This window comes from Nocardia paucivorans NBRC 100373 (genome assembly GCF_000308675.1).
Taxonomy (GTDB): domain Bacteria; phylum Actinomycetota; class Actinomycetes; order Mycobacteriales; family Mycobacteriaceae; genus Nocardia; species Nocardia paucivorans.
In genome coordinates this window covers 129,989-150,124 of sequence record NZ_BAGE01000041.1, presented here as the reverse complement: position 1 = coordinate 150,124, position 20,136 = coordinate 129,989, and the positions used below count along the sequence as shown (strand labels likewise).

Below are 20,136 nucleotides of genomic sequence, written 5' to 3'. Positions count from 1 at the left end.
GCGGTCTATTCTCCGGGCCACGTCCGGCTCAGGCCGATCCGGTAGCTCAGGCCGATCCGGTAATGGCCTCGATGAGGCGCTCGACAGGGCTTGCAGCGTTGTAGGTCGCGGCCAACTCTCGCAGTTTGTCCGGGTCGGCGGGAGCGGGGTGCAGGATATCGGGCCGGGACAGCATTACGGTGGCGTCGCGGACGACGCGGACCACCGGGGCGGCGGCCTTCAGATAGTCCTGGGCATTCCGGAGTTTGGCGCGGACGCCCTGGGCGATATCGGCGTCGGGGTCGTCGATGGCGGCCATGAGCGTTTCCAACGATCCGAAACGGGAGATGAGGCCGGCCGCCGTCTTCTCCCCGATCCCGGGTACGCCGGGCAGGCCGTCGGAGGAATCGCCGCGTAGGGTGGCCATATCGGCGTAGGCGGGGCCCGCGTTCTCCTGCGGCACACCGTATTTGGCGGCGACCTCGGCCGGGCCGAACAGCTCTGCCTTGGCCAGACCTCGACCCGCGTACAGCACCCGCACCGGTGATTGCGGAGTATCGCGGACCAGTTGTAACAGATCACGGTCGCCGCTGACGACGATCACCGGATCGGCGAGCTCCTGGGTGGCGAGGGTGCCGAGCACATCGTCGGCCTCCAGTCCCTCGGCGCCGCCGGTGGCGATTCCGGCTGCGGCCAGTACCTGCATGATCATGTCGACCTGCGGGGTGAGAGTATCGGGAACCTCCTCGGCGCCGGGGTCGGCGTCGGCGGCGGTGGCCAGGCGATGGGTTTTGTAGGTGGGCACCAGATCCACCCGGAAACCCGGCCGCCAGTCCAGATCGAGACAGACCACCAGCCGTCCCGGTCGATACCGGGTGATGAGTGCGGCAACCATATCGGTGAAACCTCGCAGCGCGTTCACCGGGCGTCCGTCGGGCGCGGTGATCTTCTCCGGAATGGCGTGGAAGGCGCGAAACCACAGGCTCGCCCCGTCGAGCAACATCAGTGGTGCAGGCGACGAATCGGTGGAGGTCACCCGCCGAGGCTACCCGGCACCGCCGACACGAGAAACACGGTGTCGTGCGGTCGGGCATCGACGCCGACGGCGCCCCACCACAGCCTCGATATCGCCGCACGGGAGTCACCACGCGGGCGCGGCCGGGCAGCCCACCGAGCGCGGCGCGGCGAGGTAACGTCGAGACCATGAACGGGCACACGGAGTCACGGTTCGCGGCGAATGTCTACGGTGAGCGGCTGGAGCGGGCGGTGCAGGCGATGCGCAAGGCCCATCTCGACGCCCTGCTGATCACCCCGGGGCCCGATCTGCGGTATCTGATCGGATCCCGCGCCCAGTCGTTCGAACGACTCACCTGCCTGGTGATCACCGCCGACAATGCCACCCCCTCGGTGGTGGTCCCGAAACTGGAGCTGCCGGGACTGGCGGAGTCGGCGGTGAGCGAACTCGGGTTGCAGGTGCTGGACTGGGTCGACGGCACCGACCCCTATCAACTGGTCCGGTCGACACTGCACGTGGGCTCCCGGGTGGCGGTGGCCGAGGAGATGCCGGCTCGGCACCTGTTGCCGCTGGCGGAATCGTTCAGCGGACTGCCCGTCTCGGCAACCCCGGTCCTGCGGGAACTGCGCATGATCAAGGATGAGGCCGAGATCGAGGCGCTGCGTCGCGCGGGCGCCGCCATCGACCGGGTGCACGCCCGGATGGGGGAGTGGCTGCGGGTGGGTCGCACCGAGGCCGAGGTGGGCCGCGATATCGCCGAGGCCATCTTGGCCGAGGGGCATTCCGAGGCGGCCTTCGTCATCGTCGGTAGCGGACCCAATGGCGCGAGCCCGCACCACGAGCTGTCCGATCGGCGGATCGAACAGGGGGATGTGGTGGTCGTCGATATCGGTGGTCCCGTGGAACCGGGCTACTACTCCGATTCCACCAGAACCTACGTCCTCGGCGAACCCGATACGCGGATCACCGCCCGTTACGACGAGCTGGAACGGGCCCAGGCCGCCGCCGTGGCCGCGGTTCGACCCGGGATTCGGGCCGGAGAAGTGGACGCCACGGCCCGTGACCTCCTCACCGATGCCGGGCTCGGCTCCGCTTTCGTGCACCGCACCGGCCACGGTATCGGTCTGTCGGTGCACGAGGAGCCCTACATCATGGCGGGCAACGACCTGGAACTGCGGCCCGGAATGGCGTTCAGCGTCGAACCCGGTATCTATTTCACCGGGGAATGGGGTGCCCGGATCGAGGACATCGTGGTGGTCACCGAGAACGGCCACGAAGCCCTGAACCTCCGGCCGCACGAGCTCACAGTGCTTTGAGCGTGCTGCTCGACAGCATCCGCCGGACCCGGATGGCGATCACCACCCGGGTCGGGTTCTCCCGCGGCACCCGATACCGTTCGGCATAGCGACGTACGGCCTCGGCGACGCTGTCGGGATCGTCGAGGACGGTGGCCGGGCCTTCGAGGGTGAGCCAGCGAATACCGTCCACCTGGCTCACCGCGGCGTATCCGGATCGGCGCACATTACGGGCCTTCACCGATTTGCCGTCGGTGATCACCCGCACCACCCCCGCCGTGGGATCCCAGGTGAATCCGACCGCCACCACATGCGGAGTGCCGTCGGCGCGGAGAGTGGTCAGGGTGGCCAGATGCCGCTCGGTCACGAACTCGAGCGCGGCCGGGGACAATTCGACAGTGCCGGTGGTCATCAGCCGACCGTAGCGGGCGTCTCCTCGGGCGTGGAGATCGACTCCGGAAGTACACGTTTCGTGATGTGCGTCGGGCACAGGTGTCGACCCGGACCCGTGTTCGACTCAGAAGTGGGTCAGCACGACGAACAGCAGGATGAGCGAGAGGACGAGGCCCAGCAGGGCCAGCAGGTAATAGGCCGTACGCCACGACCCTCCCGGGCGTTCCTGCGGATGGAAACCGGCCGCACCGCTGTGGTAGATGGTGTGCGGCGCCGCGTAGAAGAACCGGACCGGCCCCCGGGTGGTATCGATATCGAGCGTCGCCTTGCCGACATGCCAGAAGGTGTACTGCGACCACAACCGGGCGTGGTAGTACCCCGGTGGCAGGGCGAGGTGATTCTGCCCGGGCCGCAGTCGGAATCGGAGCCCGGGCGCGAATTCGACCAGCATCGGCAGTCCGATCGGTCTACCTATGACGGAGGAATCCGTGGCTTCGATCAGCACCGGAACCTGCGTCGGCGAATACGGTTGTCCCTGTCGATGCATACCGGGGACGTTAAGGGGTTCGTTCGGTCATCGCATGCCCCTCGTTCCAGGGCCGGGGAGAACGTATGTCCTCGTGCGGTGGTCCATCGTCCGGCGGGTCGGCGAGCGCCGGCGGAGGCGGAGTGGGCGAATGTCAGACTGGGCGTATGAAACGTCGTGTGCGCGGAATCGACTCCGGAACGGTGCTGGTTCTCGGGGGGCGCAGTGAAATCGGTATGGAGGTGGCGCGGAGGCTGGCGTCGGGGCGGGAGGTGGTATTGGCGGCTCGGCGTAGCGCCGACCTCGCGGACGAGACCGCGACGCTCACCGCGGCCGGTGCGACGGCGGTGTACCCGGTCGAGTTCGACGCCGACGATACCGCGAGCCATCCGGCGCTGCTGTCGAAGATCGTGGCCGAGCACGGTCCCATCGGGGTGGCGGTCCTCGCATTCGGTGTTCTCGGCGATCAGGCGCGCGCCGAACGTGATCCGGAACATGCCCTGGCGGTGGTGCACACCGACTACATCGCCCAGATCAGTGTGCTGACCGTCCTGGCGAACGAGCTGCGCGTCCAGGGCAGCGGGCAGATCGTGGTGTTCGGTTCGGTCGCCGGTATTCGGGTGCGGCGCGCCAACTATGTCTACGGTTCGGCCAAGGCCGGGTTGGACGGTTTCGCGAGCGGTCTCGGCGACGCGCTGCACGGTAGCGGGGTGCATCTTCTGCTCGCCCGTCCGGGTTTCGTCATCGGCCGGATGACGGAGGGAATGACACCGGCCCCGTTCTCCAGTACCCCCGCCCAGGTCGCCGACGCGGTGGTGGACGCATTGGGTCGCCGTGCGGGCCGGGTATGGATTCCCGGGATACTGCGGCCGGTCTTCTTCGGTATGCGACTGCTCCCGCAAGTAATCTGGCGGCGGATGCCGCGATGAGCGACCGGTCGGAGCCGCGTATCCCGGTGGTCGGTATCGGCGCCGACGGCTGGGAGGGTCTGAGCGGTATCGCGCGGGCGGCGATACGTGAATGCGAGGTGCTGCTGGGTTCGTCCCGCCAGCTGGCATTGCTCCCGGACGAGGTGCCGGCGCATCGGGTGCCTTGGCCGTCTCCGCTACTGCCCGCGTTGCCACGCCTGTTGGACGAGTACCGCGATACTCGACTGGGGGTGCTCGCCAGTGGTGATCCGATGTTCTACGGGATCGGCACCACATTGGCCCGACTGCTCGGCCCGGAGGCCCTGCGGGTGCTGCCACAACCGTCGTCGGCGTCGCTGGCGTGCGCGCGGCTGGGTTGGTCGCTGCCGGAGGTGGGCATTGTCAGTGTGGTCGGTCGGCCGGTGGCCCGGGTATTGCCCGAATTGTCCGACCGGCGGCGGGTGCTGGTGTTGAGCGCCGATGCCGAGACTCCCCGTCGGGTGGTGGAGCTGTTGTGCAACAACGGTTTCCGTTCTTCCACCGTCACCGTTCTGGAACAGCTCGGTGGCCCGGCGGAACGTATCGTGTGCGGTGTGGCCGGCGAATGGGACGCGCCGCCCGGCGATCCGCTCAATATCGTCGCGATCGAAACCGCCGCCGACCCGGAACATCCGCGTCTGACCCGTGTCCCCGGCCTACCCGACACCGTGTACGGCGGCGACGGCCAGCTCACCAAGGCCGAGGTACGCGCCCTCACCCTGTCGGCGCTCGCCCCCGCTCCCGGGGAACTGCTGTGGGATATCGGTGGGGGGTCGGGCACCATCGCCATCGAATGGTGTCGCACCCATCCGAGTTGTCGGGCCGTCACCTTCGAGCTGCTCGAGCGCCGGCGGGAACAGATCGCCGCCAATGCGACCGCGCTGGGGGTGCCCGAGGTGGAAATCCGCGGTGAGGTTCCCGCCGCGCTGGAAACCGTCGAATCCACTCCACCGGACGCGATATTCCTCGGTGGCGGTCTCACCCGGCCTGATCTGTTCGACAGCTGTTGGGCCCGGTTGCGCCCGGGCGGTCGGCTGGTCGCCACCGCGGTGACCGCCGAATCGGAGACGCTGTTGGTGGGGTGGGCGTCGGCGCATGGTGGCGAATTGCGCCGGTTTCAGATCTACCGGGGCGAGCCACTGGGACGATTCACCACGTGGCGGCCGCAGTTGCCGGTGACCCAATGGTCGGTGACGAAGGCAACGGGTGCGGGATTCACATAATCGGGACGACACGGTTATCTCCGACGGGTTCGGCGAGTAATGTCTGTTCGAGTCCCGATCATGGTCGGGTCCGATTTTCATCTGGGGAGATAAATGAAATACAAGAAGTTCGCCGCGACGGCCCTGCTGGCCATTGCGGCCACCGGAGTCAGCGCCGGTACCGTCCATGCCGCCCCGGCTCCCGCGCCGGGTCAGGAGCAGGGTGCCGCCGCCACCGAGGTGACCGGTAGCGATCAGGGCGTCGATTACACCCTGGCCCTCGCCGAGGCCGGTCGGTCGGTGGTCACCACCGTTACCGGAGGCACGTTCAGCTTGACCTCCGACAAGAAGTCGGTGGTCCTGACCAACGCCGCCGGGCAGGAGATCACCAGCATTCCGTTGACCGTCGAGGCCGCCGGCCGGCCGGTGGAGATCGCCGCCGAGATCGATGCCGACAGCAGCCGACTCACCCTCACCCCGCAGGCCGAACCCGTCGCTGGTGCGCCGGCTCAGGCCGAGTTCATCGGCGCGCAGCAGTGGTTCATGGATGAACTGCAGCGGGCGTCCCTGGGTGCTCTGGTGGGTGGTCTCATCGGTGCTGCGATCGGCCTGGTGTTCTTCGGCGTCGGTCTGATTCCGGGTGCCGTATTGGGTGCGGTCATCGGTCTGGCGGTGGCGGGTGGTCCGTCGCTGCTGAATGCCGGTATCGCCTACTTCAGCGGCCAGCCCTGAGAATTCTGCTGTTGGGCGGGACCCGGGAGGCCCGGGAACTGGCCCGAATGCTGTCCGGCGAGCGGGGATTCGATATCGTCTCCTCGCTCGCCGGACGCGTTCGCGACCCCTTGTTGCCCGCGGGCGCCGTCCGGATCGGCGGTTTCGGCGGTGTCGCGGGCTTGCAGAAATGGTTGTGTGACAACGATATTCATGCCGTAGTGGATGCCACGCATCCGTTCGCCGCGACCATGACGGAAAACGCCGTTGCGGCCACCGCCGCCCTGGACATCCCACTGATCCGGTTCGCTCGGCCGGGGTGGACCGCCGGGCCCGGGGATCGGTGGTGGCGAGTACCCGATCTGGCCACGGCCGTCGCCACATCCGTGGGATTGGGCGAGCGAATTCTGCTCACCATCGGCCGCCAGGGGGTGGCCGCGTTCGCCGAGGCGAGTCGGCCGTGGTTCCTGATCCGCGCGATCGATCCTCCCGAGGATCCGCTGCCGCCACGACACGAGATCCTGCTCGCCCGTGGGCCGTTCACCGTCGCGGAGGAAACCGAGTTGATGGTCCGTCATCGCATCGATGTGCTGGTGACCAAGGACAGTGGCGGTGATTCGACCTACGCCAAACTCGTCGCCGCTCGTGGGCTCGGCATTCCGGTGGTGATGGTGAACCGGCCACCGATACCGCCGGGTATCACCGCCGCCGAAACGGTTGCCGAGACCTATCGGCTGTTGGTCGAGCGGTTGCCGGATGGTGGGGAGTCGAGTATTTCGGGCAACCGATCGAACCACTCCAATACGGCGCGCTCGTAGGCGATTCCGAATTCGAGGGTGGCGCGTCGATGTGGGGGTAGGCCTTCGGCGTCCTCGGTGAGGTAGCGTTCCAGCCGTTCCCGATGTACTCGGCGGCCGGCTTCGATGAAGGACTCGAGTTGGGCGCGGTCGAGGTGATCGCCGAAGTTCAGGGTCAGCAGGAGTGGAACGCGGATGGTCTCGGTGCCCGGGTCGCGGGCTATCCAAGCGGCGAACTCCTCCCGTCCGGCGTCGGTGATGTGGTACGGGGTGCGTTCGCGAGCGCCGGTTTCTCCCTTGACCACCAGTCCGTCGGCGGACATGGTGGCGAGTTCCCGATACACCTGGCTCTGAGTGATCGTCCAGAAATCCCCGATCCGCTCCTGGGCCAGGGTCACCAGATCCCACCCCGACATCGGTCCCTCGTGCAGGAACCCCAACAGTGAGGCCGCCGTGGAGTTCAGCTGCCGCCGGCGCCCGCCGTCCGCCGCGTCTTTCCCTTTTGAAGCTTCCACAGTGGAATGTTATCGGATGGGAGGTGCTCAGGCTCGATAGCGCCGGGAAGTGAACACTCGCGTACCGTCCTCGGTCTCGACCACGGAAGTGGTGGACGCGCCGATGATGAGCAGCGTCCGCATATCCACCTCGGTGGGGTCCAGTTCGTCGAGCGTGACCACGCGCACCGATTCGGTCGGCCCGCCGACATCGCGGCCGAGTACCACCGGTGTGTCCGGTTTGCGGTGTTCCAGCAGCAGCTCCCGCATTGCCCCCACCTGCCAGGTGCGTTGTCGGGAGGCCGGATTGTAGATCGCGATGGCCATATCGGCGGCGGCCACCGCCGACAACCGACGGGCCACGATCTCCCACGGTTTCAGCCGATCCGACAGTGAGATCACCGCATAGTCGTGTCCGAGTGGCGCGCCCACCCGGCTCGCCACAGCATTCGCCGCGGTCACCCCCGGCAGGACTCGCACCGGCACCCCCGCCCACTGGGGATCGGCGGATTCCTCCAGCACCGCGGCCGCCATGGCGAACACCCCCGGATCGCCGGAGGACACCACTGCCACCCGGGCGCCGCGCCGCGCCAGGTCCAAGGCCATGGCGGCGCGTTCGGATTCCACCCGGTTGTCGCTGGCGTGCCGGCGCTGGCCGGGACGCACCGGCACCCGATTCACATAGGTGGTGTAGCCGACGATATCGGTCGCCCGGGCGAGTTCCCGGTCGACTTCCGGGGTGGTCCAGTCCCGATCGCCGGGACCGAGTCCGACCACCACGACCTCACCGACTCCGCGGTCGGTGTTCGTATCGGCCGAATCGGTCGAGGTTCGTATCGTGGGTCCGGTCGTTATCGGACCGGTGGGTTCCGGTCCCGGCACGATCGTAATGGCGAAATACGGGACGTCCTCGGCATCCACATCCGCGGCGGCGTCCACCCGCTGCCGGGTGGTGCTGGCCCGCTCCACGTAGTAGGCCCGGTCGAGTCGTCCGGAATCGTCCAGAGCTCGAAGCACATTCGGATAGGTGCGGCCCAGCTTCATGATCGCGGCCGCATCGGTGTCGCGCAGCCGGCGGGTGAGTTCCTCGGTCGGCATGGTGCCCGGCAGTACGGTCAACACCTGCTCGCCCTCCACCAGGGGTGTTCCCAATGCCGCCGAGGCCGCACTCACCGAGGTGATCCCCGGAACGATCTCCGTCTCGAACCGGTCGGACAACCGCCGGTGCATATGCATATAGGAGCTGTAGAACAGCGGGTCACCGGCCGCGAGCAGCGCCACCGACCGTCCCGCCGCCAGGTGGGCGGCCAGCCGCTGCGCGGCCTGCTCGTAGAACTCGTCGATGGCGCCCTGGTATCCACCGGGATGATCGGTGGTCTCCGTGGTCACCGGATAGACGAGGTGCTCCTCGAGCTGGCCGGGCCGCATATAGGGGGCCGCGATTCCCCGCGAGATACTGCGCCCGTGCCGTGCGCTGTGGAACGCGATCACATCGACCTCGCCGATCACCCGCGCCGCCTTCACGGTCACCAGTTCCGGATCGCCCGGTCCGAGCCCGATCCCCCACAGTTTCCCCGCGTTGCCGGTCATTCCGCTTCGCTCGCGATCGCGTTCAATGCCGAGGCGGTGACGGCGCTGCCGCCGCGCCGACCCCGCACGGTCAGGTATTCGATTCCGGACGTGGCGGCCAAGACCTCCTTGGATTCGGCGGCTCCCACGAACCCGACCGGGATACCCAGCACGGCCGCCGGGGTCGGCGCACCGGCCGCGATCATGTCCAGTAGATGGAACAGCGCCGTCGGCGCGTTCCCGATCGCGACCACCGCACCGTCGAGCCGGTCACGCCACAGTTCCAGGGCCGCCGCCGATCGGGTGGTCCCCAACCTCGCGGACAACTCCGGCACTCGTGGATCCCGGAGCAGGCAGACGACGTCGTTATCGGCGGGCAACCGGGTACGGGTGACCCCCGAGGCCACCATGTTCGCATCACACAGAATAGGTGCGCCCGCTTGCAGCGCCTCCCGCGCCGCGGCCACCACACCCGGGGTGAACAGCACGTCATCGGCCAGATCGACCTGTCCGGCCCCGTGGATCATCCGCACCACGACCTGCTCGACATCCGCCGGGAAGCGTTCCAGGTCGGCCTCCGATCGAATGATCGAGAACGAGCGGCGGTAGATCTCGGCCGCATCGGTGAGGTACGGAACATGCGTGTCGGGCATGCGGACACCATATTCCGGCCTGTCCCGGCGGTACGGTGCGGGTGCCGGCGCGGACCGAGGGTGAGTTCGCGGACGGAAGCACCTCCAGTGGTATACGTCGTTTCCGCGGGTCACGGCCATGGAGTCGGCCGAGATGCGCACAGGAGGCGTCGTAGGGGTCGACGGATACGGGGGATACGGGCTCCTATCGACCGTCGGAGCGACCGGTGTCGCCCCGTTCCGCTCGGCCTCGGCCGGCGCCATCGGATGTGTGGGACGGCGATCGTGGCGTCGGCGGCGCATACCGGCGGCCACGACCGATGGTCGCCGTTCGGGTGTCGATCGCCGTCGCGGTGGTGCGATCGGTGGTCTTCGCCGCGCTCGTCACCTTCCTGGCGCTGTATTGGGTCGAGGAGTTACGTGCGATACCGGCCCTGGGCGGTGTGGCGTTGGCGGCGCTGATGGTGGGGTGTCTCGGGCATGGTGGCGGGTGGTTGACCGACCGGATCGGTATGGTGCGGGTGGTCCGAATCGGCAGCGTCGCCGCTGTTCCGGTATTGCTCGCCCTACGTATGGTGCCGCACCCGTTGTTCGCTCTGCTGTGTGCGGTGCTCACCGGTATGGCCGTCGACGTTCCGTTCGCAGTCCTGGTGCGATCGGGGCAGGACTATCTCCCGTCACGTCCCGGTACCGCCGCCGGGGTCACCCTGGGATCGGGGTGAGCGCCGATGGACTGCTGCTGCCCGCATTCGGTGCATTGGCCGACCGATGCGGTCCGCAGGCCGTGCTCACCACCTCTGTGCGGTCCCGCTCGTCGCCGCTCGGCTCGGCCTCCCGCTCCCCGATCCGGAGCATGGCCGGTAGCGGAGTCGTATATTCGGATGGCGATACCACTCGATACCACTCGATACCACTCGAAACCACTCGAAACCACTCGAAACCACTCGAAAGTATCGGATGAACGAATGCTCACCCGATGTGCGGCAGGCGGGATCGGCCGGTCGTCGCGGCCGATGTGCGTTTTCTGCGGTGGCCGCCGGACGCCCGGCGTTCTTCTCGATGGCCTCTTCGCCGCCGCCCTCTCCTTGTATCGACGGTTGAACCACCTAGGTGGGTGACCGGTTTCTACCGATGCGGTCGCCGGCCGGATGCTCCAGGCTGGAGACCTCTACCGGCGTGGTCGCGATCACGAGCCGCCACCATGCCGGCCGAACGACAATTTCGGGAATTGGCACGATGGCTGTACGGGCGAATCAGAACATTGCCGGCGGACACGACCACCATCCGGGTGTGTGTCACATCCGAGTGTGTTTCGCCAACCCGCCGGTGGAACTCGACTACCAGGACGATCACCATGTGGCGCGTCGGTTCGCGGCGGCCGCGTCCACCACCGGGGCCGTGGTGACCATCGACGAGAACGTGCAGGAGCACCTGCCCCCACTGCCGTGTCGCAGCCTGTGGACCTGAGCTCGGAGTTCGTTTCAGGATCTGTCGGCGCGGGTTCGGGTGAGGAACTCGGTCATGGCATGGGCGACGGCCTCCGGTTGGTCGATCATGGACAGCACATAGGCGTCATCGATTTCGACGAGTCGGCCGTTCGGTAGCAGATCGGCCAGGCGTCGGCCGTGCTCACGGGGCATCACCTTGCCCGCCGAGGACCACAGGATCAATGCCGGCCCGGTGAAATTCCGCAGCGCTTCGGTGCGGGCGACGAGGTCGGGCCCGTGGAATGTGGATGTGGCGTATTTGTGCAGGTCGCGGCGTATCTCTGCACTACGCAGGCCGGGTTCGGTCCAACCGTGCACCAGCTCGTCCGGTAGGGGATTGCGCGCCATGTGGCCGAACAGCAGGGGCGAGTTGCGCAGCCGGCGTATCCGCAGTTGGTGCAGGGCCAAGGTGATGCCGCCCGGTATGTGCACCGCCACGGTCGCCATCTTCCCGGGGAGGCCGGGAGGGAAGTTGTCGAAGGCTTCGCAGGGTAGGGCGATGATCCGGCCGACCCGCTCGTCCCACCCATAGGAGGTGAGGAACAGGCCGCCGCCCCAGTCGCTGTGTACGAGGGTGACATCGCGCAGGTCCAGGGCGGTCAGGAAATCGGCGATGAGCCGGTTCAGGCCGCGCAGATCGAGTTCGGCGTCGGGATTCAAGGGGATCGGGTGGGCGCCGAGGGGGAGGTCGGGCAGGACGTAGCGGAAATCGTCGGGGAGTAGGTCGATGACCCGATCCCAGATCGTGTGGTTCATGAGCAGGCCGTGCAGCAGCACGACGGTGGGCCGGTCCGGCGCCGCGGCGCCGCGTTCGACGTAGTGGACCCGGCCGGCGGGTAGATCGACGATCGGCATACCACTCCTTCCGATCTCTCTAGAGCGATCACTCTAGAGCGTGTGTTCTAGTCTGGGTGAGTGGGAGAGAAGATGTCAACCGGCACCCGCGAGCGGATCACCACGGCCATGGCCGAGCTGATGCGTCGCCAGGGTTACAGCGCCACCTCGGTCAAACAGGTGGCGGAACTGGCCCGAGCCCCCATGGGCTCGCTCTATCATCATTTCCCCGGCGGAAAACCGCAGATCGCCGCCGAAGCTCTCCGCGCCTCCGGAGCCGCCTACATTCAGCTCCTGCCGCTGCTGATGGATCCCCACGAGGACCTACGCGAGGGTGTGCGTGCGGCCTTCGCCTCGGCGGCCGAGACGATCGAGCAGACCGCCTGGATGAATATGTGCCCGGTCGCAACGGTCGCCGGAGAGATCGCCGACAGCGAACCGGAGCTGCGCGCGGTGACAGCGGAAGTGATGACGTCCTGGATCGACCAGGGCACCGACTACTTCGTGCGCCGCGGTCTGTCCCCCGCCGCCGCGCGCGATCTGTTCCTGGCGGTGATCGGAGCGCTCGAGGGCGCTTTCGTGCTGAGCCGCACGTTACGCAGCGCCGAGCCGCTACACGCCGCCGGTCGCGCCATGGCCGACCGGGTGGACGCGGCATCGTGTGGTGAGAGATGAGGGATGCCTGTCGGATCCGTCGCGATCCTCCTGCGGGACAGAATGCTTCGGGTGACCCGGGGCTATGGTGACGCACCGCTGGGGCGAAGCGGACAGACCGCGGAAGCCGGTCGACCGGCGGGTGCATCCAGTAAGGTGAGCGCAGTTCTGTGAAGGGCGGGTAGCACCATGGACATCGGTCAGGGGAGTGGCGTCGCGGCGCGGTCGGGTCGCCCGACGCCGGATACGCCGCTCGTGATGTCCGCCGGTGGCGCCCACCGAGGCGATACCTTCTCGGCTCCCCGTCCGGCATCGTACGACGACGGCGGTGGCCACCGGTGAAATGGGAATTCACTCCCGACGAGTTCATGCACGTGTGGGCCGAGACCGGCCGGGATCGGTATCCGTTTCCGCTGCGCCTGGTCTCGTCGGTCCGTTGGGAATCCGAATACGAGAAGATCGCCTCCGAGCTGAGGGAACGTCTGCCCATCGGGCGGGACCCGGACCTGTCGGCCGCGCTACGGGTGGCTGCCGACCCGGATTCCACCCTCACTCTGTTCGGCACGCGACTGCGCCCCGTCCGCGCATACGGGGCCATTGTCACCACGATCGGCTCACATTGGTGCAGCGGCCGGGCCCCACCCCGGAGTTCGGCGGCAATGTGGTGATCCAGGTCGGTCCTGCCGAGATCGTGCCCCGGGTGTTCGGTTATGTCCTCGGTGAGCTCCCCAAGGGACGCCACCCGCCTCTGGTGGAAAGTATCGATCACCTGCGGGAAACCCATGAGGTCTGGACCGGTGGCAAACTCCGGATGGCCGACCGTATGCGCCGTCTGCTGCGCGCCCCTCGGGATGGGGCGGGGCATATCGAGGTACGCCACGGTCTTCGCGAGCCCCGCCCGTTCCCGCCGCGCTATCTGAGTTGGTTCGACGTCACCGACGACGGTCGTTACGTGTACCGACAGCGCTACCGGGATTTCCACATCGATCCGATCTCGCATACCGAGCTGCGCGGAGAGCTCGTCCGCATGATCGATCCGGGCTGAACCCTTCACGGCTGCACCGCTGCCGATCCGGATACCCGGGGTCGGCGGCGAACGGCATGTTCGCTGCCGGGCGCCACTCGTCTTGTCCGGGTGGATTCCATGACGCAGACGCCGGTGGGGGTCGGTATCGGTGTCCGGCATCTATTGGCGTGGTGGGTGGCCGCTGGTTGATTTGTCCGAGTCTGTCGTCGGTGGAGCCGTGCGGGGGATCATGTTCCGAATCCCGGCCTTGGCGGGTGTCGTGGCGATTGCCGTCGCCGGTTGTGGATCGGAGTCTCCGTCGCCGACGGCCGGAACCGACCTGGTGTGGTTCACCGCGCCGGAGAACGCCACCCAGCGGCGGGAAATCATGCAGCGGGCTCGGGAGATCGATGTGTGCCCTGCTGCTACGGGAGGAGCTGGGGAAAGCGGGTGAGGTGACGTCGGTGAAGACCGCCGGACCCGGTGCGTGCGATGCGGTACTCGATGCCGCCGAGTCCTCCGAGGGGGCCACGGTGCAATGGCGAGTGACGATGGACCTGACCGCCCCGGCCGGCGGGCAGGTCAACCGATCTGTTTACAGAGGACGTCCTGGTAGGTCGGGTCGGTCGGAATCGGCAGGCGTAGACAGCTCACCACCGTGTCCACGATGTCGAGCAGGCCGTTGGGCGGCGGGACGGTGACCCGGCCGTCGAAGAGCGTGCCCTTGCCGGGATCGCGCACCTGGATGTGGTGGGCGCCGGCGGGCACGTCACAGATGCGATGGTGACGGGCTCGACCGACGATGTCCCGCTTGCCCCAGTCGCAGTGCGGGAGTTCGCGGCCGTCCATCCATATCGTCTCGTCGGCGGTCTCCTGCGGATGGTCCTCGATCACGGTGACCAGGATCCTTCCTCGGCCCTCGACGACCGAGGCGCTCTGCGTCGCGGATGCGGCCGGCGCGGCGAGTATTGCCGTGGTGAACATTCCCGCCGCCATCGCGACGGCGATGGCGCTCGTCCGCACGTATCGGCCGATTCTTTGCGCATGGGCCATGACTCGAGCCTTCCAGGTTCGTTCGCTCGTCGAGCAGAGAGCTGCTACCGACGTGAACGCTACCGTTCCCGGCACGGGGTGGAAGGCCCCGAAAGTGGTGGCAGGGGCGGTCGTTATGCCGTTCGAGCCGGATGTGGTTCGTGCGGGTTCCGGCCGGTCGAGGCGATGAGGTCGAGTAGGCCGGGGAAGCGTTGCTCGAGGTCCTCGGTGCGGAGCCGACTGCGTCGTTCCAATCCGTACTGCCGTTGATGGATCACGCCCGCCTCGCGGAGCACCTTGAAGTGGTGGGTGAGGCTGGATTTGGGGCGGTCGAAGCCGAACCAGCCACAGGGGTGATCGAACTCGTCGGACTCCAGGAGGAGTTTGCGCGCCACCGTCATACGGAGCGGATCGGCGAGGGCGCCCATCACGGTCTCGAGTCGGAGTTCGTCGACGGATGGTTCCGGCAGGAGCGGCGGTCGCTCGATATCGGATGTGGGCTCTGGCATATCGCCATTCTAGCCGGCTTGTACGAAAATTCTCGTACAGCTACATTCCTTGTACGTATTTTCTCGTACAAGGAGGATGGTCCGTGACGGTGGTACGTGGGGCTGCGGAGCGCAGCGGGACGAGATGGCAAATGCTGCGGGCGGCGTGGGCGGTGACGGCCGTATTCGCGCTGTCCAACTCCCCGACCCCGCTGTATGTGTACTGGCAGCGGGAGATGGGGTATTCGTCGGCGACCCTGACGATCGTGTTCGCCGCCTATATTGCGGGCCTGGTGGTGACGCTGCTGATCGCGGGACGTGCGGCCGATCGCTACGGTCGCAAGGCGGTGGTGATACCGGGGATCCTGATCGCCATGGTTTCCGCGGTGCTTTTCATGACCGCGGGCGATGTCATCGCCCTGATCGTCGCGCGGCTGCTGGTCGGCATCGCGGTCGGGATCGTGGTGTCCGCCGGTATGGCGGCGGTTGTCGACCTCGGCGCGGAACATCGCCGATCCGCCACCTCGATGTGGGCCTCCATCGCGATGGTCTTCGGAGCCGGTCTCGGGCCGCTCCTGGGCGGAATCGTCTACCAGCTAACGGAACGCCCTATCGAATGGGTCTTCACCGTGAACATCGTGCTGTTGCTTCTCGCCCTTGTCGGTTATGTGGGATTACCGCTGAACCGTCCGTCCGGCCGGGTGCCGGGGGTCCTGTGGCCACGTCTACCGCGCGTGCCCGCGCCCAATCGGGGACATGTTCTCGGCGGGGCAGGGGTTTTCGCGCCCGGACTGAGCGCAACCTCCTTCGTGCTGTCCCTCGGTCCGTCACTATTGGTGCTCGCCCTCGGGACCACCTCGCCGCTGTTGGCCGGCGGTGCAGCGTGCGTGATGTTCCTGGCCGCCACCGGTTCCCAGATCGTGCTCACGCGGCTCGCCGTACGTCGGCTGTTCGCACTGGGAACCGCCTGCACCGTCCTGGCGATGGCCGCCGTGGTGCTCACCCTCGGCATCGAAAGCCCCCTCTTCTTCGTGGTATCGGCCGTATTCGCCGGTGCAGGGCAGGGGCTCGGCCAACTGGGTGGTCTGCGGCTCATCGCCCACCACGTCGAGGCCGACCGCCGGGCCGAGGCCAATGCCGCGCTGAACATCTGCGCCTATCTCCCCGCAGCGGTACTCACCGTGGCCACCGGCTATGCCGTCAACGGATGGGGTATGCAGGCCGCCGCGACCGTGCTCGCGGTAACCCTCGCGGTTCTCGCACTGTTCACGGGTGCGGCGGCCTATCGGTCTGCCGTGCGTGAATGAGCGCAGCGCCGCCTGTATCCGCCCGACCCGACGACGTCGGGCCGGGCATCATAATGGGTTCCCGAACTTCATCCGACATGCAGGTACTTCCGAAATCGGTTGTTCGCCGATTGCTATGGCCTCGATACGCGGTGAGTTGGGGGCACGCCCTCACTCGACTCGGGGGGAGTACATGATGACGGCGACCCCGGCGAGGCAGAGCAGGGCGCCGATGATGTCGTAGCGGTCGGGTCGGTAACCGTCCAGCGCCATTCCCCACAGCAGCGAACCGGCGACGAATACGCCCCCGTAGGCGGCGAGGATACGACCGAACTGGGCGTCGGGTTGTCCGGTGGCGACGAAGCCGTAGATCCCCAAGGCGATCACACCCGCGCCGATCCACGCCCATCCCCGATGCTCGCGCACCCCCTGCCACACCAGCCAGGCCCCGCCGATCTCGGCCACGGCGGCGAGCACGAACAACAGGATCGAACGCAATATGGTCACGGGTCCGACCCTGGATTCCGAGTCCGGTGCCGGTCGTCGGTGGATGGGCCGGCCGCCGGAAATCCGGGGCGCCCGCGGTGGGACGGCGAGGCGACCGATCCACGGGGAGTGGCCGAAGCAGATCTGCCGCCCACCAGTAGTCTCTGTGACCATGGCACGGGATGAGCGCGGTGTGACCGCCCAGAGCGAGGATTTCGCTGCCTGGTACAACGAGGTGGTCTTCAAGGCCGGCCTCGTGGACCGAGGCCCGGCCAAGGGCACCATGGTCATTCGACCGTACGGGTATCGGCTGTGGGAGCTGTTACAGGCCGAACTCGACCGTCGCATCAAGGACACCGGCCATGAGAACGCCTACTTTCCGTTGCTGATCCCGGAAAGCTATCTCGGTCGGGAGGCCGAGCACGTGGAAGGGTTCTCCCCGGAGTTGGCCGTGGTGACCCATGCCGGCGGTAAGGAGCTCGAGGAGTCGCTGGTGGTGCGGCCGACCTCGGAAACCATCATCGGCGAGATGATGGCCAAATGGATCGCTTCCCACCGGGATCTGCCGCTGTTGTTGAACCAGTGGGCGAATGTGGTGCGGTGGGAACTGCGGCCGCGAATGTTTCTGCGCACCACCGAATTCCTGTGGCAAGAAGGACACACCGCGCATATCGATGAGGCCGATGCCCGTCGGGAGACCATGCTGGCCCTCGACATCTACCACGAGGTGGCGCGGGATTTGGCGGCCATGCCGGTGATCCCGGGGGAGAAGACACCCGGCGAACGTTTCGCCGGGGCGGTGGCGACGTTCACCATCGAGGGCATGATGCGTGACGGCCGCGCGCTCCAGGCGGGTACCTCGCACTATATGGGTACCAACTTCGCCACGGCGTTCGGCATCCGCTACACCGGCGAATCGGGGCGCGACGAGTTGTGCCACACCACGTCCTGGGGGATGAGCACCCGCATGATCGGCGGCATCGTCATGACCCACGGTGACGACAAGGGGCTGGTGTTCCCGCCGCGGCTGGCGCCGTATCAGGTGGTGATCGTGCCGATCACCCGTGGTGGCGATCCCGCGGTCGAGGATGCGGCCGACGATCTGGCCCGCAGGCTGCGGGCGGCCGGTGTGCGCGCCCATGTCGATGCCCGGCGGCAACTCAGCCCCGGTTTCAAATACAACGAGTGGGAGATGCGCGGTGTGCCGATCCGGCTCGAGCTCGGTCCGCGGGATCTGGCGGCCGGAACGGCGATGCTGGTGAAACGCCTGGGTGACGAGGGCAAGCGGGCCGTACCGCTCGATTCTCTGTCCGAGATCGTGCCGGGGGTGCTGGACGAGTTCCAGGCGTTCCTGCTCGCTCGTGCGACCGCGTTCCGTGACGAACACACCCGTACGGTCGACAGCTGGGACGACTTCGCCGCCGCGGTCGCGACCGGATGGGCGCGGGCGCTGCACTGCGGCGCCTCCGCCTGCGAGGAGGACATCAAATCCGCAACCGCCGCCACCCCGCGTTGCATTCCCCTGGCGGACGAACCCGCGGTTGGTGCGTGTGTTCGGTGCGGAGCGGCCTCGGCCCATGGCAAGCGCGTGATCTTCGGTCGCGCCTACTGAGCGATATCGCCCGTGGCCGATGCTACGGTCGGGAGCGGTCGAGTGCCTCGGCCAGGAATTCCCGGGCCAGGCGACCGAATTCGTCGGGTTTGTCGTAGGTGACGATATGTCCGGCGTCCGGGATGGTCACCAGGCGGGAGTTCGGGGTCGCGGCGGCCGCGGCCGATATCTCGGCGTCGCCGACGAGCCGATCCCGGCCGCCGCGGACCCAGAGCGTCGGAACGGTCAGTTTCGGCAGCTCGGGCAGGAGGTTCACCCGCATGGCGAAGGGGCCATAGGAGTGGATCATCCAGTCGTCGAGGGCCGGTTCGCCGTATTCGGCCTTCGCCTCGGCCTCCGCGACGGCCCGCTCGACAATGGTCTCGAAATCGCGGGTGTCCGCGCCGGCGGTGAGTTCGGCGCGCATCGATTTCCGAATCCATTCGGGGTGGCGGGCCAGGTATCGGGCGGTCAGCCGCATGGCGCCGGGGGTGCGGATGAGCAGCCAGGTGAGGAACTGTGCCCTACGTTTGGCCCCGATCCCGCCGGGGCCGACGGCGATCAGGGCGCTGACCCGCTCGGGGTGATCCAGGGCGTAGCCCGTGGCGATTCCCGCTCCCAGGGAGAGTCCGATGATCGCCACGCGGGGTAGATCGAGGGTGTCGAGCAGGTCGTGGAGGAAGCGACGATAGAAGGTGTCGTCCAATACTCCCGACCACGGTCGGCTGCCGCCGTGGCGGGGGAGGTCGATGAGGTGCACCCGGTAATCGGTGGCCAGGTCGGCGGCGAGATGGCGCCACACCCCCTGTGCGGTATCCAGCATCCCGCCGTGCAACAGCAGTATCGCCGGCCCGGTATCGCCGGCGTGGTACCACCGCACGGGGCCGCCGAAGACGGTCAGATCGGTGTGGGTGCCGAAGATTTCGGTCATGACTGCTCCTCCAGGAGGTCGAGTTGACCACCGAGTCGTTCGAGTAGGGTCAGCTGCGCCGTGCGGGCCGCCTCGGGGTCGACGGGCAGATCGGTGGCCAGTCCGCGGCCGACGAGGTCGGCGAACAGGCCGACCGCATCGGCCAGTTCTTCCGGGGTGGTCGCGCCGAGTACACCCGGCGCGTGGACCAGGCCCAGGGTGTACACGCCCAGGACGCGGACGATCGTTTTCGTGGGGACGCCGGCGTCGACGATCCCGATCTCCTGGAGCCGGGCGATATAGTCGCCGAGCCATTCCATCCGTTGCAGGTACCGATCGTCGGCCACGTCTCGGACATGGTCGCCCAGTACGGTCCGATCACCCACATACAGCGCGCACATCAACGGGTCCGCCAGTAGTGCCTCGACGCCGAATCGGTAGACGGTGGGTAGGTCCACCAGTTGCCGTGCGTCGAGGACTCGGCGATGCACCCGGGCTGTCAACTGTTTCATCCGGTGGTTCAGCAGAGCTTCCAGAATCGCGGCCTTATTGGGGAACTCCAGGTAGACGGCGCCCTTGCCGATACCCGCGCGCTCGGCGATATCGGCCACCGTGGTGGCGGGCCAGCCCTTGTCCAGGATGAGTGCCTGTGCCTCCGCGAGAATGCGCCCCCGGCGGTCGGGGATGAGTGGACGTGGCATATGACCTCTCTCGTAGTGACCAGAATCCATTATATGGTCACTACAGGCTGCTCGGTTTCGATATGCAGTAGGGTGACCGCGAGATCGAGCAGAGGAGAGCC

General features: G+C 67.3%; 25 protein-coding genes. 13 read left to right on the top strand and 12 right to left on the bottom strand.

Annotated features, from left to right (window positions below; genetic code table 11):
* Positions 1-46 precede the first annotated feature (46 nt).
* Positions 47-982, bottom strand: a complete 936-nt coding sequence (locus ON32_RS12190) for a 5'-3' exonuclease (RefSeq protein WP_051133161.1) — start codon at positions 980-982, stop codon at positions 47-49.
* Between the two features lie 200 nt (positions 983-1,182).
* Between ON32_RS12190 and ON32_RS12185 the strand changes: the two genes are divergently transcribed.
* The gene (locus ON32_RS12185; RefSeq protein ID WP_040790973.1) at positions 1,183-2,310 is read left to right on the top strand and encodes a M24 family metallopeptidase; all 1,128 of its coding nucleotides are present in this window, start codon (positions 1,183-1,185) and stop codon (positions 2,308-2,310) included.
* Here the strand turns inward: ON32_RS12185 and ON32_RS12180 are convergent.
* Complete coding sequence (locus ON32_RS12180) at positions 2,297-2,701, bottom strand: PPOX class F420-dependent oxidoreductase (RefSeq protein WP_040791243.1); 405 nt, start codon at positions 2,699-2,701, stop codon at positions 2,297-2,299. The two genes, ON32_RS12185 and ON32_RS12180, sit on opposite strands and share 14 nt — an antisense overlap.
* 105 nt (positions 2,702-2,806) lie before the next feature.
* A complete protein-coding gene (locus ON32_RS27065) occupies positions 2,807-3,229 on the bottom strand; it encodes a hypothetical protein (RefSeq protein WP_051133160.1) in 423 nt (140 codons plus the stop codon).
* Between the two features lie 146 nt (positions 3,230-3,375).
* Here ON32_RS27065 and dprE2 point away from each other — a divergent pair, with 146 nt between their 5' ends.
* From dprE2 to ON32_RS12155, 4 genes are all read left to right on the top strand, one after another.
* Positions 3,376-4,137 (top strand): decaprenylphospho-beta-D-erythro-pentofuranosid-2-ulose 2-reductase, encoded by a 762-nt coding sequence (dprE2, locus tag ON32_RS12170; RefSeq protein WP_040790972.1) that lies wholly within the window; start codon positions 3,376-3,378, stop codon positions 4,135-4,137.
* Positions 4,134-5,378 carry a bifunctional cobalt-precorrin-7 (C(5))-methyltransferase/cobalt-precorrin-6B (C(15))-methyltransferase gene (locus tag ON32_RS12165; protein ID WP_040790971.1) on the top strand — a complete coding sequence of 415 codons (1,245 nt, stop codon included), beginning with the start codon at positions 4,134-4,136 and terminating at the stop codon, positions 5,376-5,378. The genes dprE2 and ON32_RS12165 overlap by 4 nt, the downstream gene beginning before the upstream one ends.
* Before the next feature lie 93 nt (positions 5,379-5,471).
* Entirely contained in the window at positions 5,472-6,089 is a 618-nt protein-coding gene (locus ON32_RS12160) for a DUF8020 domain-containing protein (protein WP_040790970.1), read from the top strand.
* 11 nt (positions 6,090-6,100) lie between these two features.
* On the top strand, positions 6,101-6,886 hold the full coding sequence (locus ON32_RS12155; RefSeq protein WP_281032228.1) for a cobalt-precorrin-6A reductase: 786 nt from the start codon (positions 6,101-6,103) through the stop codon (positions 6,884-6,886).
* Here ON32_RS12155 and ON32_RS12150 read toward each other — a convergent pair.
* Genes ON32_RS12150 through ON32_RS12140 form a run of 3 tightly spaced genes read right to left on the bottom strand, consistent with a single transcriptional unit; the run spans position 6,796 to position 9,581 of the window.
* The gene (locus ON32_RS12150) at positions 6,796-7,380 is read right to left on the bottom strand and encodes a PadR family transcriptional regulator (protein WP_040790969.1); all 585 of its coding nucleotides are present in this window, start codon (positions 7,378-7,380) and stop codon (positions 6,796-6,798) included. The two genes, ON32_RS12155 and ON32_RS12150, sit on opposite strands and share 91 nt — an antisense overlap.
* Before the next feature lie 27 nt (positions 7,381-7,407).
* The gene (locus ON32_RS12145; RefSeq protein ID WP_040790968.1) at positions 7,408-8,949 is read right to left on the bottom strand and encodes a precorrin-2 C(20)-methyltransferase; all 1,542 of its coding nucleotides are present in this window, start codon (positions 8,947-8,949) and stop codon (positions 7,408-7,410) included.
* The gene (locus tag ON32_RS12140; RefSeq protein ID WP_040790967.1) at positions 8,946-9,581 is read right to left on the bottom strand and encodes a precorrin-8X methylmutase; all 636 of its coding nucleotides are present in this window, start codon (positions 9,579-9,581) and stop codon (positions 8,946-8,948) included. The genes ON32_RS12145 and ON32_RS12140 overlap by 4 nt, the downstream gene beginning before the upstream one ends.
* Before the next feature lie 206 nt (positions 9,582-9,787).
* On the opposite strand from ON32_RS12140, the gene ON32_RS12135 reads away from it, so the two are divergent.
* Both ON32_RS12135 and ON32_RS12130 read left to right on the top strand, forming a co-directional pair.
* Complete coding sequence (locus ON32_RS12135; RefSeq protein WP_157224178.1) at positions 9,788-10,282, top strand: MFS transporter; 495 nt, start codon at positions 9,788-9,790, stop codon at positions 10,280-10,282.
* 514 nt (positions 10,283-10,796) lie between these two features.
* Positions 10,797-11,027 carry a hypothetical protein gene (locus tag ON32_RS12130; RefSeq protein WP_040790966.1) on the top strand — a complete coding sequence of 77 codons (231 nt, stop codon included), beginning with the start codon at positions 10,797-10,799 and terminating at the stop codon, positions 11,025-11,027.
* Positions 11,028-11,041: 14 nt separating this feature from the next.
* Here the strand turns inward: ON32_RS12130 and ON32_RS12125 are convergent, their stop codons facing one another.
* Positions 11,042-11,902, bottom strand: coding sequence for an alpha/beta fold hydrolase (locus ON32_RS12125; protein ID WP_040790965.1), 861 nt, complete (start codon positions 11,900-11,902; stop codon positions 11,042-11,044).
* Between the two features lie 72 nt (positions 11,903-11,974).
* Between ON32_RS12125 and ON32_RS12120 the strand changes: the two genes are divergently transcribed.
* From ON32_RS12120 to ON32_RS28845, 4 genes are all read left to right on the top strand, one after another.
* Positions 11,975-12,556, top strand: a complete 582-nt coding sequence (locus tag ON32_RS12120) for a TetR/AcrR family transcriptional regulator (RefSeq protein ID WP_083874468.1) — start codon at positions 11,975-11,977, stop codon at positions 12,554-12,556.
* 317 nt (positions 12,557-12,873) lie between these two features.
* Positions 12,874-13,203: an ESX secretion-associated protein EspG gene (locus ON32_RS12115; RefSeq protein WP_040790964.1), complete on the top strand. Its 330-nt coding sequence runs from the start codon at positions 12,874-12,876 to the stop codon at positions 13,201-13,203.
* The gene (locus ON32_RS12110; RefSeq protein ID WP_169331617.1) at positions 13,155-13,580 is read left to right on the top strand and encodes an ESX secretion-associated protein EspG; all 426 of its coding nucleotides are present in this window, start codon (positions 13,155-13,157) and stop codon (positions 13,578-13,580) included. Before ON32_RS12115 ends, ON32_RS12110 begins: the two co-directional genes overlap by 49 nt.
* Before the next feature lie 172 nt (positions 13,581-13,752).
* A complete protein-coding gene (locus ON32_RS28845) occupies positions 13,753-13,995 on the top strand; it encodes a hypothetical protein (RefSeq protein WP_157224177.1) in 243 nt (80 codons plus the stop codon).
* A gap of 128 nt (positions 13,996-14,123) precedes the next feature.
* On the opposite strand, the gene ON32_RS12105 is transcribed toward ON32_RS28845, so the two are convergent.
* Positions 14,124-14,594, bottom strand: coding sequence for a hypothetical protein (locus ON32_RS12105; RefSeq protein WP_040790962.1), 471 nt, complete (start codon positions 14,592-14,594; stop codon positions 14,124-14,126).
* 113 nt (positions 14,595-14,707) lie between these two features.
* A complete protein-coding gene (locus tag ON32_RS12100) occupies positions 14,708-15,082 on the bottom strand; it encodes an ArsR/SmtB family transcription factor (RefSeq protein ID WP_051133157.1) in 375 nt (124 codons plus the stop codon).
* An 83-nt stretch (positions 15,083-15,165) separates the two neighbouring features.
* On the opposite strand from ON32_RS12100, the gene ON32_RS12095 reads away from it, so the two are divergent.
* Positions 15,166-16,368, top strand: coding sequence for an MFS transporter (locus ON32_RS12095; RefSeq protein ID WP_217998050.1), 1,203 nt, complete (start codon positions 15,166-15,168; stop codon positions 16,366-16,368).
* A gap of 150 nt (positions 16,369-16,518) precedes the next feature.
* Here the strand turns inward: ON32_RS12095 and ON32_RS12090 are convergent, their stop codons facing one another.
* Positions 16,519-16,854, bottom strand: coding sequence for a YnfA family protein (locus ON32_RS12090; RefSeq protein WP_040790960.1), 336 nt, complete (start codon positions 16,852-16,854; stop codon positions 16,519-16,521).
* 151 nt (positions 16,855-17,005) lie between these two features.
* Between ON32_RS12090 and proS the strand changes: the two genes are divergently transcribed.
* Positions 17,006-18,445 carry a proline--tRNA ligase gene (gene proS, locus ON32_RS12085; RefSeq protein WP_040791238.1) on the top strand — a complete coding sequence of 480 codons (1,440 nt, stop codon included), beginning with the start codon at positions 17,006-17,008 and terminating at the stop codon, positions 18,443-18,445.
* Positions 18,446-18,467: 22 nt separating this feature from the next.
* On the opposite strand, the gene ON32_RS12080 is transcribed toward proS, so the two are convergent.
* Both ON32_RS12080 and ON32_RS12075 read right to left on the bottom strand, forming a co-directional pair.
* The gene (locus ON32_RS12080) at positions 18,468-19,355 is read right to left on the bottom strand and encodes an alpha/beta fold hydrolase (protein WP_051133156.1); all 888 of its coding nucleotides are present in this window, start codon (positions 19,353-19,355) and stop codon (positions 18,468-18,470) included.
* Positions 19,352-20,035: a TetR/AcrR family transcriptional regulator gene (locus tag ON32_RS12075; protein ID WP_040791236.1), complete on the bottom strand. Its 684-nt coding sequence runs from the start codon at positions 20,033-20,035 to the stop codon at positions 19,352-19,354. The genes ON32_RS12080 and ON32_RS12075 overlap by 4 nt, the downstream gene beginning before the upstream one ends.
* Positions 20,036-20,136 lie beyond the last annotated feature (101 nt).